This is a genomic window from Micromonospora sp. NPDC005254 (assembly GCF_042872525.1).
Taxonomy (GTDB): Bacteria; Actinomycetota; Actinomycetes; order Mycobacteriales; family Micromonosporaceae; genus Micromonospora.
The window spans coordinates 65,284-77,894 of sequence record NZ_JBIAKM010000007.1 but is presented as its reverse complement, the minus strand read 5'-3'; the positions used below and the strand labels follow the sequence as shown (position 1 = coordinate 77,894).

The following is a 12,611-nucleotide window of genomic DNA, read 5'->3' as shown; positions in this document are numbered from 1 at the left end:
GTCCCTAGAGCACGACTCGCACGATGCGGCGGGCGAGCGTGCGGGGATCCTCGCGGTCACTGGAAAAGACCTCTGTTCTGCCCGGACTCTCCTTCAGCCCGTCGAGATATCCGGCCCGCAGCGCCGTCCAGTAGGACTCCAGCCCGATGTCCTTGCGGCTGAACGGGCTGAGTGTGCTCCGCTCGAGCGTGGTCGACAACGAGACATCGAGGAAGACCGTCACGTCCGGTTCGATTCCCCTGCTGGCAAAGGCGGTGACCCCTGCCACGACCTCCGGCGGCAGGCCCCGCACGTGAACGAAGAAGGCGGAGACGGACAGCGACCAACGGTCCGCGATGACGATGGCGTCCGGCGCGTCGGCGGAGACCCTGCTCAGGAGGTGGGCCTTCCGGCTGAGGTGCCCGGCATACAGCATGAGTTCGGTGTTGGCGTCCAGCTCGTCCGCGAGCTTGGCCGGGTTGGTGATCGACTTCAGCCGCGTCGAGATCGGATCTCTGACCACGAGATCCTTCAGTTCGACGCAGGGCACTCCGTCGGAACGCAGGAGCGCGGCGACGGCCCCGCAGGTCGTGGACTTCCCGGCATTGGTCATTCCCTCGATCGCGACAAGCACCGACTGCACCCTCCTAGTTCGATCCCGCACCGACCTCCTTGGGCCCGGTGTCGAGCGCGAGCGCATCGGACTCCGCCGCACGGCGCTCGTCGAACGGCGTGAACAGGACGTTCTGCCGCGGTTTGGCGGACAGATCCCGGACTGCCCGACGCTTCACACGGGCAGGTATGGTCAGCGAACCCTGGGCCAGGTCATCCATTTGTTTCTTGATGGCACCGAGCGCGTCCCGCAGATCAGAGTCACGTCCGGGTGGGATCGCCATGATCTGTTCCAACTCCCGGCGGATGGCGCCGTACCTGGCCGAATCCGCGCGGTAGCGATCGGCCCGCTGCTCGAAGCGGAGGAACGTCTGGAGACTGGACAGGACCACGGAACACAGACTCAGGACACCGGTCGCGATCCGTATCCAGAGTGCCGGGTCGGCCGCGAGGGTTGCGAAGATTCCCGTGCTCACGACGGCGGAGAGCGCGATCGTCGTGCCGCCGATCAGGCTGTTCAGGCGGGAGTAGTGGTTACCGGTGTCGTACTGCACACGCTGACTCTGCCTGCTGCGTCGATGCCAGTCGGCGATGAGCTTCTTGGTCGAGTCGTCCATTCCCGACCTCCGGATGTCAAGAAGTGCCCGCGCTCAGGCGGTCACGCAACCGCCGGTGTCGTTCTTCGACGGGCGCTGCGAAGACGAACCTGTTCTTCTGGGGCGAGAAGCAGAGGTCTCCCGCAGCGTCCTTGAGGAACACCGCCTCAAGTTTCGGCTTCTCGATGAACTCGCCGGGATCGAGCAGGAACGCCGCGCGCGTGTAGGCGCCGGCATCGACCTGGTAATAGATGGTCAACAGGTCGACGAAGGGCCCCGGCTCGGCACGACCACCGACGGACGCCATGGTCGTGATCCGGTCGCAGGACTCGTCCAGAGAGATCTTCTCCCGCACGTACAGACCGAGGGCGTCGTCGGACAGGAGCCCTCGGCAGATGGCCCACTCCCGATCACTGATCGGCAGCGCGTCCCGCAGATCCGACCAGACCGCCAGGGTGTATTCGTGCTGCAGGCCCTTCTGCTCCTCGGCCAGAGCGCGGGGCTTACCGATGTCGTGAAGGCACAGCATGAGTCGGAGCGCCCGCAGCCGCAGGCCAAGCGGCAGCGGGACGGCACTGAACCACTTTTCGAACAGGGAACAGACCATGATCGTGTGGTCCCGGAGCGAATAGTCACGCTTTCGGGAATTCCTTCCCCGGAGCTGTTCCTCGATCGCCGGAATGGTGGCCAGAACGCCCAGAGCGCGCTCGGGAAGGTACGCCGCGTCATCGACCAGGCCCTCAAGTCGCGAGCGGACGACCGAATGATCCAACTGAACCTCCCACCGTGCCCCTACGGCGTGCCCTACGCCTAGCTTGCAGCGACACCGATGAGTAGGCAAGGCGACCCTGCTCCACATCCTCCGAAACGGTCGACCTCGTGCTCGCCTCCCCTTCCCGTGCGTACTGGTGCAGGATTGCCGACATGCTTCGCTCACCTCGCGCGCTCCTGCTGGACTTCGGTGGCGTCTTGGTCGACGCGCCGCCACAGCCCCCGGCGCCGCCCGCGCTGGTCGACCGGTTCTCGCACCTCCTGGGTGGGCTGGTCTCCGACGCGCAGATCGCCGCCGACCTGAGCGAGGGCACGACCGCGTACGCGCATTGGCGTGACGAGGTGGGCACGACAGGCGACCCGGTCGAGCTGCCGCACGCGCGGGTATGGGCCGAGTTCGTGACGCCACGATGGCCGCCTGCGGCCCGTGCGGCCGTCGAGCGGGAGGCGACCGCACTGGCGTACGCCTGGACCTCGCGAGCCGAGTGGGAGGTCCGCCCGGGCATCCCGGAGGCGCTGCGTGCCGCCGCTGCTGCCGGCCTGCGGCTGGCGGTGGTCAGCAACACGCTGTGCGGCGCCGCCCACCGGGACTACCTGAACACCGCCGGCTTGTCCGAGCTGTTCGCCGCCGAGTTCTACAGCGACGAAGCCGGGCCCCGCAAACCCAACCCACAGCTCGCACTTCTGGCGGCGCGGGCCATCGACGTGTCCATCGACGAATGCTGGTTCGTGGGTGACACCGTGCACCGGGACATCGCCTGTGCCCGCCGCGCCGGTGCTCAGGCGGCGATCCTCATGCGGTCGCCCCGGACCGACCGGGAGCCGCCACATCCCGAACTCGTTCCCGATGCCGTGATCGAGGACGGGCACGGTCTGCTCGCGCTGCTTCGACAGGTGTGGGGCACGGCGGTCGCGGCACCGTAAGCGAACCGCAAGATCTCCCGGGTCGGGGCCGTCGGCTCCGCTGGCTAGGCTGGCCCGGGAGGTGGCCGGTGGCGCAGCGGGTGCTCGTGGTCGACGACGATCGCACCGTCAGCGACGTGGTGTGCCGCTACCTGGAGCACGCCGGGTACGAGGTGAGCCACGTCGGGGACGGGCTGGCCGCCCTGGAGGCCGTCCAGGACCGGCCGCCGCACCTGGTCGTGCTGGACCTGATGCTCCCCGGGCTGGACGGGTTGCAGGTGTGCCGGCGGCTGCGGGAGCGGCCGGACGGCGTACCCATCATCATGCTGACCGCACGCGGCGACGAGGCGGACCGGGTGCTCGGCCTGCAACTGGGCGCCGACGACTACCTGGGCAAACCGTTCTCTCCGCGCGAGCTGGTGCTGCGGGTCGGTTCGGTGCTGCGTCGGGCCGGTGAGCCGGCCGCGCCGGCGGCCGAGCTGCTGGCCGACGCGGGGCTGGAGGTGGCCACCGGGCCACGGATCGCCCGGCTGCACGGCCGCGAGCTGGCCCTGACATTGCGCGAGTTCGATCTGCTGGCACACCTGATGCGGCACCCGACGCGGGCGTTCAAACGCACCGAGCTGCTGGAGCGGGTGTGGGGGTGGAACTTCGGCGACCAGTCCACGGTGACCGTGCACGTGCGGCGGCTGCGGGAGAAGATCGAGGACGACCCGGCCGAGCCGCGACGGATCGTCACGGTCTGGGGCGTCGGCTACCGGTACGAGCCAGCCGATGCGTGACCTGGCGCTGATCTTCGGGGCGGCGCTCACGGCCGCGCTCGGCGTGGGCCTGCTGGGCGCGCTCACCCTGCGGCTGCTGCGCCACCGGTCGATCACCGTGCACGTGTGCGTCCTGCTCACCGTCACCGTGGCCGCCGTGGTGGCCGGGGTGGTGGTGGTCGCCCAGGCGATGTTCCTGTCTCCGCACGACCTCCAGGTCGTCCTGCTCACAGTCGCCGCGGCGGCGGTCGTGAGCCTCGGCGTCGGCTGGTACTTCGGGCGGCGACTGGCCGTGGCCGCGGTCTGGGCGGCCCAGGCCCGGGAGCGGGAACGGCGGGTCGAGAAGGGCCGCCGGGACCTGGTGGCCTGGGTGTCACACGACCTGCGGACGCCGCTGGCCGGCCTGCGGGCGATGGCCGAGGCGCTGGAGGACCGGGTGGTCGACGACCCGGAGACGGTCGCCGAGTACCACCGGCGGATCCGCCTGCAGACCGACCGGATGACCCGACTCGTCGACGACCTGTTCGAGCTGTCCCGGATCAACGCCGGGGCGCTGCGCCTGACATTGTCGGCGGTGCCGCTCGGTGAGGTGGTCTCCGACGCGTTGGCCGGCACCGCGCCGCTGGCCAAGGCCCGCCGCATCCGCCTGGTGGCCGCCGAGTCGGGCTGGCCCACCGTGCTGGCCAGCGAGCCCGAGCTGGCCCGGGTCGTGGGCAACTTGCTGCTCAACGCGGTGCACTACACGCCGAGCGACGGCACGGTACGGGTGGACGCCGGATGCGAGAGCGACGCCGCCTGGCTGGCGATCGCCGACACCTGCGGCGGCATTCCGGAAGACGACCTGCCCCGGCTGTTCGACGTGGCGTTCCGGGGTGAGCCGGCCCGTACGCCCCGCTCCGGTGGGGAGGGCTCCGGCGGGCTGGGGCTGGCGATCGTGCGCGGGCTGGTCGAGGCGCACGGCGGCCGGGTGGACGTGCAGAACGTCGTCGGCGGCTGCCGATTCGTGGTCCGCCTCCCGACGGCCTGACGCCCCGCGGCGTCAGCGTCCCGCTGCCAGCTCGCCGAACCAGCGTCGCCCCCGCCGGAACACGTCCCGTACCGCCAGTCCGGCGGCGTCGGCGACCGGGTGCACGGCGCGCGCGTCCAGCCGGGCCCAGCGGAACGCCGGGCCGAGCAGCAACCGGCCGGCGCGCTGCTCGGCGGCCACCCGGGCCAGGCCCTGCCACAGCCCCGCGCCGGGCGGCTCCAGCTCGACCAGCACCGTTCCGTCGGGTGCGAGCAGCTCCCGGCAGCGGCGCAGCAGCGCGACCGGTTCACCGCCGATGCCGATGTTCCCGTCGATCAGCACCGCGTGCGCCCACCGGCCCTCGCCGGGCAGCGGCTCGAACAGGTCGCCGTGCACCGCCACCGCGCCCCGGGCCCGCGTCAGCCGCACCGCCGTCGCGGACACGTCCACGCCGACCGCCGTCCGCCCGGCCCGGGTCAGCGCCACGGTGAGCCGCCCCGGCCCGCAACCGAGGTCGAGTGTCGGCCCGGCGCACCGCTCGACCAGCCCGGCGACCGCCGGCTCGGCCGGTCCGTGCCAGCGGTCCACCGGTAGCCGGCTGCGGACACCGTCGCCGTGCACGAGCCACCGCCTCCGGGCCGCGCGGTCGGCGAGGGCGGCAGCGAACGGATCCGCCCCCGTGCCCGCCGACGACCCGTCGTGCCCCCGCGCCGGCACCGCAGGCGACGTCGACAGCGCCTCGATCGGGGCGGTGTCGACGGGATTCACCGCCGACCTCCCGGCTGCAGGGCGAGGCGGACCGCCGCGACCTGTCGGGCGAACCGACCCTCGGGCGCCTCGACGGCCACCGCGAGGGCGTCGGACCACTCGTCGACGTCGCGCAGCACCGGCAACGGCGCGGTACGCAGGCCGCGCCCGGTCAGGGCCGCCCACGTGTCGTGGCCGGTGTCCGGCGTCGACATCGGCACGTCGCGCAACACCCGGGCGTGCCGGGGGTCGCGCAGCCCGAGCGACCACCAGCCGCCGTCGCGCGCCCGGCCGAGCACCGCGTCGGTGGCGCCCAGCCGCACCACCGCCGCGGCCAGCCCGGTCGGCGTCACCTGCGGGGTGTCCATCCCGATCTGCAGCACCGGCCGACCCGGGTACGCCGCCGCGACCTCGGCGTACGCGTTGGCGAGCCGATCGCCCAGGCCGACGCCGCGCTGGTCGAGCACCACCCAGCCGGCCAGCGCGGCGGTCAACGCGGCGGCGTCCTCCGCCTCGGTCAGCCGACCCGTCCAGGCCAGCACCGGCGTGACACCGGGGGTGGCGCGGACGGCGTCGAGGGTGTCGCGCAGCGCGGCGGCCGCGATCCGGGCCGCCTGCGCCGGGGTGGCCGGTGGGCAGAGCCGCGTCTTCACCGCCCCCGCGACGGGCGCCTTGGCGACCACTAGCAGAACGGTCACCGGGGGCCCTCCACGGCACGCAGCACCCCGGCGAAGTCACGGGTCGCGCGCAGGGTGCCCCGCACCGAACCGGACACCTTGGACCGGGTGCCGGCGGCCCGGGGCGCGTAGGTGACGTCCAGCTCGTAGATCCGCCAGCCGGCGGCGGCGGCCCGGATCAGCAGTTCGAGGGGATAGCCGAAGGCTCGGTCGGTGACGCCGAGGTCGAGCAGCGCCTCGCGGCGGGCCACCCGGATCGGGCTGAGGTCCCGCAGCGGTACGCCCCGACGGCGCAGCAGCGCGGCGACCAGCGCCGTACCGGCGCGGGCGTGCCACGGCCACACCCCGGCCCCGACCGGCCGTCGCCGGCCCACGCTGAGGTCGGCGGTGCCGGCCAGCACCGGGGCGACCAGGGCCGGCAACTCGGTGGGATCGAACGACCCGTCGGCGTCGAGGACGCACACCACCTCGGCGTCGGCGGCCTCCAGGCCGGCGTGCACCGCCGCGCCGTAGCCGCGCCGGGGCTCGTGCACCACCCGGGCGCCGTGCCGCGCGGCCACCTCGGGCGAGCCGTCGCGCGAGCCGTTGTCCACCACGATGGCCCGGTAGCCGGGCGGCAGCGCGGTCAGCACGCCGGGCAGGGCGGCCGCCTCGTCCAGGCAGGGCAGCACCACGTCGATCTCAGTCGGCATACCGCCGACGCTAGGGCGGCAAGCCCGCGGCGGAGGCCGAAATGTGCTTACCGAACCCTTACCACCTGGGCATTTCTTACCGTCCGGTGACGGGCCGCCGATTGGCGAGCGCGAGGGCGGGCTGTCGCCGTACCGTCCGGTGGTCATGGCCTCGACCACCACTCTCGCCGCCGCCCCCGGGCGGACCCCGCCCCGCCGCCGGGCCGGCGACCTCCTGATACTGGGCGTGGAGGCGGCGCTGCTCGCCGCCGCCGTGCTGGTGGGCGCCCTGCTCAACGCACGCGGCGCCGGGCTGCACGCCGACGCCGCTCCGCTGTACGCGACGTGGCGGCCGCACGTCGGCTGGGGCAGCCCCGCCGCGCTGGCCGTAGCGGTCGCGGTGGTGGGGTGGGGAGCGCGGTGGGCCCGCACCGCCCGGTGGGGTGTCCTGCTGGCTGCCGCGTGGCTGACCGCGGTCGCCTGGACGTTGTCGTTGGCCCTGGTGGACGGCTGGACGGCAGGGCTGACCCGGCGGCTCACCCCGCAGGCCGAGTACCTGCACGAGGTCCCCGGGGTGACCGACATCCCGGCGATGCTGGCCGGCTTCACCGGCCGGATCGTCGACTTCCAACCCGACGCGTGGTCCACGCACACCGCCGGGCACCCGCCGGGCGCGCTGCTGATCTTCGTCTGGCTGGACCGCATCGGCCTCGGCGGAGGCGCCGCCGCCGCGCTGGCCTGCGTGCTGGTCGGCGCCACGGTCGCGGTGTCGGTGCCGGTGACCCTGCGGGCGCTCGGCGCGCCCGACGCGGCCCGCGCGGTGCTCCCGTTCCTGGTGCTGCTGCCGGGGGCGGTCTGGGTGGGCGCCTCGGCCGACGGCATCTTCGCCGCCGTGGTCGCGGCCGGCCTGGCGCTGCTGGCGGTCCGTGGCCGCGTCGCCGCTCTCGCCGGCGGGACGGTGCTCGGGTTCGCGCTGTACCTGTCGTACGGGTTCCTCCTGGTCGGCGTGCTCGCGCTGGCCGTGGTGACGCTGCGCCGTACGCACCGTGGGGGCGCGCTGCTCGCCGCCGCCGTCGGGGTCGCGGCCGTGACGGCGGCCTTCGGCGCGGCGGGCTTCCACTGGTGGGTCGGCTACCAGTTGGTCGTCGAGCGGTACTACCAGGGCTGGGCCGCCGACCGCCCGTACGCCTACTGGGTGTGGGCCAACCTGGCCGCGCTGCTGCTCAGCGCCGGGCCCGTGCTCGGGCCGGCGCTGCGCCGCGTGCTGTCGGCCGCACGGTCGCCGTGGCCAGGGCTGCGCGCGGCGCTGCCGGCGCGTGCCCCCACCCCGCCGGGCGGACCGGCGCCGGGTGGGCCGCGCTTCGGGCCGGGCGCGGCCGCGCGCGGGTGGCGGGCCGTCGGCCGGCTGGCCACGCCTGCGGCAGCAGCGGTACGCGCAGCCGGCCCCACCGTGCTGCTACCGCTGGCCGCCCTGGTGGCGGTGCTCGGCGCGGACCTGTCCGGGCTGAGCAAGGCCGAGGTGGAGCGGATCTGGCTGCCGTTCGTCGTGTGGCTGCTGGTGGCCACCGCCCGCCTGCCGACGGGGTCCCGGCGCTGGTGGCTGGCCGCGCAGGCGCTCACCGCGCTGGCCGTCAACCACCTGGTCTGGACTGTCTCCTGACCACCCCGGCCGCACCGCCCCGGCCACACCGCCGCACCGCCCGGCCGCGCCGCAACCCGCGCCGCACCGCCGCACCGCCCGGCCGCGCCGCAACCCGCGCCGCACCGCCCGGCCGCGCCGCCACCCGCGCCGCCCGGCCTGCCACTCCGTTGAGCGGTATGACTGTGAGTCATAAATATGACTCACAGTCATACCGCTCATTGGCCGTACCGGCTCGTCGCGCGCGCCAATCACCGCGAGCCACCACCGCCGGAGCCAGCACCACCGCCCGAGCCAGCAGCACCACCGCCGGCTCGACACACCGCGCCGCGCGAGCAGCACCACCGCGCGCACCACTCGGCGTGGACCAGCCGCGGGCGGCGGGCGGCGGGCGGCGGGCGGCGGGCGGTCAGCCTGCGACGGCGGCTGGTTCCCGTAGCGGGTCGGTGGCGAAGCCGGCCACGCCCTCGGCGAAGCCGACCCGGGCCGTGTAGCCGAGCAGTTCCACGGCCCGGCGGGGGTCGGCGACCACGTGCCGCACGTCGGCCGCGCGGGCCCCACCCACCACCTGCGGGGCCGGCCCGCCCATCGCCTCGGCCAGGGTGACCGCCAGCTCTCCGACCGTGTGCGGCTCGCCCGAGCAGACGTTCACCGGCACCAGCGTGGCCGGCGGCGCGCTGCTGGTGAGGGCCAGCAGGTTGGCCCGCGCCACGTCGGTGACGTGCACGAAGTCGCGCCGTTGCCGGCCGTCCTCCAACACCCGCGGCGCCACGCCGGCCGCCAGCGCCGACCGGAAGATCGATGCCACTCCGGCGTACGGGGTGTCGCGGGGCATCCGGGGGCCGTAGACGTTGTGGTACCGCAGCGCCCACACGGCGCCGCCGGTCTGCCGGGCCCAGGCGGCGGCCAGGTGCTCCTGGGCGAGCTTGCTCGCGGCGTACGTGCTGCGGGGTTCCAACGGCGCGTCCTCCGGCACGAGCACCGGATCGAGTCCGCGGCCGCAGTGTGGGCAGGTCGGGTCGTACCGGCCGGCCGTCACGTCCTCGGGCCGGCGGGGCGCGGGGCGCACCGTGGCGTGCTCGGGGCAGGCGTAGCGCCCCTCCCCGTAGACCACCATCGAGCTGGCCAGCACCAACCGACCGATCCCCGCCCGGTGCAGCGCCGCCAGCAGCACCGCCGTGCCGTAGTCGTTGTGCGTGACGTAGTCGGGGGCGTCCGACGGATCGAGGCCGTGGCCGACCATCGCCGCCTGGTGACAGACCGCGTCCACGCCGGTCAGCAGCCGGTCCAGCAGAGGGCCGTCCCGGACGTCGCCGCGGACCACCTGGTGCCCGCGTGACCAGGCGGGCAGCTCGCCGCCGTGTGCCTGGGGCAGCAGCGCGTCCAGCGCCACCACCTCGTGGCCCTGCTCCACGAGCAGGTCGACGACCTGCGACCCGATGAACCCGGCCGCGCCGGTGACCAGTACGCGCATGCCGGTCACGGTAGGGCGGACGGGACGCCCGGCGGGCCGGTTCGGCGGACCCGTAAGGAGTTCGCAACAGCTCGGCGGGCGCCGACGCCCCGGTAAGCGTTCGGTAATGCGGTAAACCCGGCCCGGCCGTACCCCTGCGGTCTAACCTGCCGGCAGTGCCCGCCACCGGCCCACGCGCCCGGCCGGGCCGACCGGTGTGGACGACAACGGCGCGTGACGGCGAGGAAGGGGCAGCGGGTGCCGGTTAGCAGACCCGGCCCGAGCGGCAGCGAAACCCGGGCAACGGACGCGGACGGCTACGGCGCTCCGCGCCGGCTCTGGCGCGGGCTGGCCCAGCACGGCCCACCGGGTGTGGACGCCGTCAAACGGAGCTGGCGCAGCCCGTTGCGCGGCCCCTGGCTCACCGCCGTCTACGGGTCGGTGCTGCTGGTGGCGCTGCCACTGGTGATCATCACCGGGCTGCTCGACTACGCCGCCTACAGCCCGCAGTTCGACCAGGCGTTCCCGGCGAACGTGGGCTGGCTGCGGCTGCCCGCCTTCGACTGGCCGACCCGGCCGTCCTGGCTGTTCCGGGTCACCCAGGGGCTGCACGTGACGCTCGGCATCGTGCTCGTCCCGGTGGTGCTGGGCAAGCTGTGGTCGGTGCTGCCGAAGCTGTTCGACTGGCCGCCGGCGCGCTCGCTGGCCCAGGTGCTGGAACGACTGACCCTGCTGCTGCTGGTCGGCGGGATCCTGTTCCAGATCGCCACCGGCCTGCTCAACATCCAGTACTCGTACGTGTTCGGCTTCGACTTCTACACCGCCCACTACTTCGGGGCCTGGATCTTCACCGGCGCCTTCGTGGCGCACGTGATCATCAAGTTTCCCCGGCTGGTGACCGCGCTGCGGTCCCGCCCGCTGGGCGCGGAACTGCGCACCCCGCGCGCCGCGACACGACCCGAGCCGCCCGACCCGGACGGCCTGGTCGCCGCCGAACCCGGGCCGGCCACGGTCAGCCGGCGCGGCGCGGTCGGCCTGGTCGGCGGCGGGGCGCTGCTGCTGGCCGTCCTCACCATCGGGCAGAGCCTGGACGGCCCGCTGCGGCGCACCGCGCTGCTGCTGCCCCGTGGACGACAGCCCGGCACCGGGCCGAACGGTTTTCCGGTCAACCGCACCGTCGCCGCCGCCGGCGTACGCCCCGAGCAGACCGACGCGAGCTGGCGGCTGACGCTGCGGGGCGGCGGGCGGACCGTGACCCTGGACCGGCCCGGCCTGCTGGCCATGGCGCAGCACACCGCCGCCCTACCCATCTCCTGCGTGGAGGGCTGGTCCACCCGGCAGACCTGGACCGGCGTCCGTCTTCGTGACCTGGCCGCGCTCGCCGGGGTCGCGGACCCGGCCTCGGCGCGCGTGTCGTCGCTGGAGCAGGCCGGGCTGTTCCGCACGGCGGTGCTCGCCGCCAACCAGGTCCTCAATCCGGATTCGCTGCTCGCCCTGCGGGTCAACGGGGTCGACCTCGCCCCCGACCACGGCTACCCGGCTCGGGTCATCGTGCCGGCCCTGCCCGGGGTGCACTGCACGAAGTGGGTCACCGAGATCGACTTCCGGGGTCAGGCCGATGGCTGAGCGGGCCGGCGGACGGGAGGGGCCGACGGAGGGACGGGCCGGACCGACGGCTGGGCGGGCCGGGCGGTTGCGGGCCGCCTACGGCGCCGCGCCGTGGCATTTCGTCCTGGTGACGGCGGCCATCGTGCTCGCCGGCTGGGTGGCGCTGCGGCTGGCGCAGGAGGCGACGTTCAGCCGGATGTTGCTCTGGTTCGTCGGCGCGGTCATCGCCCACGACCTGGTGCTGTTCCCGGTGTACGCGAGCGCCGACCGGGTGCTGCGCGCGGTGGTACGCGATCGTGTCACGCTGCTCAACCACCTGCGGGTGCCGGCGCTCGGCACGGCGCTGCTGTTCGTGGTCTTCTCCCCCGGCATCCTGCGGTGGGGCGAGACCACCCACGAGGCGGCCTCCGGCCTGACCCAGCGGCCGTACCTGGTGCGCTGGTTGGTGCTCAGCGCGGCGCTCTTCCTGCTCAGCGGCGCGACGTACGGCCTGCGTGCGGCGTTGGGCCGGCGCGGTTCGGCGTCCCGCGCCCGGCGCTGACGGCCCCGGGCGCCCGGCCTGCCGGTCGGGCGCCCGCAGCGGTCAGGCCGCCGGCGCGTTGGCGTACGCCGCGACGGCCCAGGCGCCGTCCGTGCGGTGCAGGACCCAGGTGGCGTGCCGACGCCGCTCCGTCGGCAGCTCGTCCTCACCGGCCATCAGGATGCCGGCAGCGCTCACGACGATCGCGGTCTCTCCGAGCACTCGGATGTCCAGTGGCTCGTCGACCCCACGGGATCCCTTCAGCGGTCCGGCGAACCCGGCGGCCATGTGCGCCCGCACCGCCTCGCGGCCCTGGTGCAGCACACCGGGCATGACCACTGTGGCGTCCGGGCGGTAGAGGGCAGCGAAGGCGTCCGCGTCGTTGTCGCCCCAGGCGGCGTAGAGGCGCCGGAACAGGTCGAGGATGGCATCGGTGGCGGTTGGCGCGTCGCCTTTCGGGGCGAGCGAGGTGTTGCTCATGCGGGTGACCTCTCTGTCGGTGGCGCCGTCGATCCGACGCCGCGCTGGACGTGCCGCGCCGCACCAACGGGGCGCGGGCCGACGGCACGTCTCACAGGGGGATACCGGCGAGCGGCAGTGAACTCATCGCTGCCGGCGGTGGGCATTTCTCACCGCGCCCGCAGCTGGGCGGGGAGCGTGCCGCGCTG

General features: G+C 74.1%; 14 protein-coding genes. 6 read left to right on the top strand and 8 right to left on the bottom strand.

Translation table 11 applies throughout. The features are described from left to right. Positions 1 to 4: 4 nt before the first annotated feature. From ACFYPR_RS21755 to ACFYPR_RS21745, 3 genes are read right to left on the bottom strand one after another with little or no spacing between them, the layout of a single operon-like run. Positions 5 to 613 (bottom strand): dTMP kinase, encoded by a 609-nt coding sequence (locus ACFYPR_RS21755; protein WP_354856112.1) that lies wholly within the window; start codon positions 611 to 613, stop codon positions 5 to 7. Positions 614 to 626: 13 nt separating this feature from the next. Continuing rightward, positions 627 to 1,208, bottom strand: a complete 582-nt coding sequence (locus ACFYPR_RS21750) for an SLATT domain-containing protein (protein WP_354856113.1) — start codon at positions 1,206 to 1,208, stop codon at positions 627 to 629. Between the two features lie 16 nt (positions 1,209 to 1,224). Beyond that, a complete protein-coding gene (locus tag ACFYPR_RS21745) occupies positions 1,225 to 1,959 on the bottom strand; it encodes a hypothetical protein (protein ID WP_354856114.1) in 735 nt (244 codons plus the stop codon). Positions 1,960 to 2,111: 152 nt separating this feature from the next. Here ACFYPR_RS21745 and ACFYPR_RS21740 point away from each other — a divergent pair, with 152 nt between their 5' ends. The 3 genes from ACFYPR_RS21740 to ACFYPR_RS21730 all read left to right on the top strand — a co-directional run bounded on the left by ACFYPR_RS21740 (position 2,112) and on the right by ACFYPR_RS21730 (position 4,649). Beyond that, a complete protein-coding gene (locus ACFYPR_RS21740) occupies positions 2,112 to 2,882 on the top strand; it encodes an HAD family hydrolase (protein ID WP_355069184.1) in 771 nt (256 codons plus the stop codon). Between the two features lie 68 nt (positions 2,883 to 2,950). Continuing rightward, entirely contained in the window at positions 2,951 to 3,643 is a 693-nt protein-coding gene (locus tag ACFYPR_RS21735) for a response regulator transcription factor (protein ID WP_007461060.1), read from the top strand. Further along, on the top strand, positions 3,636 to 4,649 hold the full coding sequence (locus tag ACFYPR_RS21730) for a HAMP domain-containing sensor histidine kinase (RefSeq protein ID WP_354856116.1): 1,014 nt from the start codon (positions 3,636 to 3,638) through the stop codon (positions 4,647 to 4,649). The genes ACFYPR_RS21735 and ACFYPR_RS21730 overlap by 8 nt, the downstream gene beginning before the upstream one ends. A 12-nt stretch (positions 4,650 to 4,661) precedes the next feature. Here ACFYPR_RS21730 and ACFYPR_RS21725 read toward each other — a convergent pair whose 3' ends face one another. From ACFYPR_RS21725 to ACFYPR_RS21715, 3 genes are read right to left on the bottom strand one after another with little or no spacing between them, the layout of a single operon-like run. Then, positions 4,662 to 5,345 carry a class I SAM-dependent methyltransferase gene (locus ACFYPR_RS21725; protein WP_387262449.1) on the bottom strand — a complete coding sequence of 228 codons (684 nt, stop codon included), beginning with the start codon at positions 5,343 to 5,345 and terminating at the stop codon, positions 4,662 to 4,664. Between the two features lie 47 nt (positions 5,346 to 5,392). Then, complete coding sequence (locus tag ACFYPR_RS21720; RefSeq protein WP_354860863.1) at positions 5,393 to 6,073, bottom strand: DUF2064 domain-containing protein; 681 nt, start codon at positions 6,071 to 6,073, stop codon at positions 5,393 to 5,395. Continuing rightward, positions 6,070 to 6,744 carry a glycosyltransferase family 2 protein gene (locus ACFYPR_RS21715; RefSeq protein ID WP_387262027.1) on the bottom strand — a complete coding sequence of 225 codons (675 nt, stop codon included), beginning with the start codon at positions 6,742 to 6,744 and terminating at the stop codon, positions 6,070 to 6,072. Before ACFYPR_RS21715 ends, ACFYPR_RS21720 begins: the two co-directional genes overlap by 4 nt. Before the next feature lie 145 nt (positions 6,745 to 6,889). Between ACFYPR_RS21715 and ACFYPR_RS21710 the strand changes: the two genes are divergently transcribed. Next, on the top strand, positions 6,890 to 8,383 hold the full coding sequence (locus ACFYPR_RS21710; protein WP_387262024.1) for a hypothetical protein: 1,494 nt from the start codon (positions 6,890 to 6,892) through the stop codon (positions 8,381 to 8,383). A 388-nt stretch (positions 8,384 to 8,771) separates the two neighbouring features. On the opposite strand, the gene ACFYPR_RS21705 is transcribed toward ACFYPR_RS21710, so the two are convergent. Next, positions 8,772 to 9,836: an NAD-dependent epimerase/dehydratase family protein gene (locus tag ACFYPR_RS21705; protein WP_355069211.1), complete on the bottom strand. Its 1,065-nt coding sequence runs from the start codon at positions 9,834 to 9,836 to the stop codon at positions 8,772 to 8,774. 237 nt (positions 9,837 to 10,073) lie between these two features. Between ACFYPR_RS21705 and ACFYPR_RS21700 the strand changes: the two genes are divergently transcribed. Beyond that, complete coding sequence (locus ACFYPR_RS21700; protein WP_387262022.1) at positions 10,074 to 11,441, top strand: molybdopterin-dependent oxidoreductase; 1,368 nt, start codon at positions 10,074 to 10,076, stop codon at positions 11,439 to 11,441. Next, positions 11,434 to 11,964, top strand: coding sequence for a hypothetical protein (locus ACFYPR_RS21695; RefSeq protein ID WP_387262019.1), 531 nt, complete (start codon positions 11,434 to 11,436; stop codon positions 11,962 to 11,964). The genes ACFYPR_RS21700 and ACFYPR_RS21695 overlap by 8 nt, the downstream gene beginning before the upstream one ends. Before the next feature lie 42 nt (positions 11,965 to 12,006). Here ACFYPR_RS21695 and ACFYPR_RS21690 read toward each other — a convergent pair whose 3' ends face one another. Further along, the gene (locus ACFYPR_RS21690) at positions 12,007 to 12,423 is read right to left on the bottom strand and encodes an SgcJ/EcaC family oxidoreductase (protein ID WP_355069206.1); all 417 of its coding nucleotides are present in this window, start codon (positions 12,421 to 12,423) and stop codon (positions 12,007 to 12,009) included. Between the last annotated feature and the right edge of the window lie 188 nt (positions 12,424 to 12,611).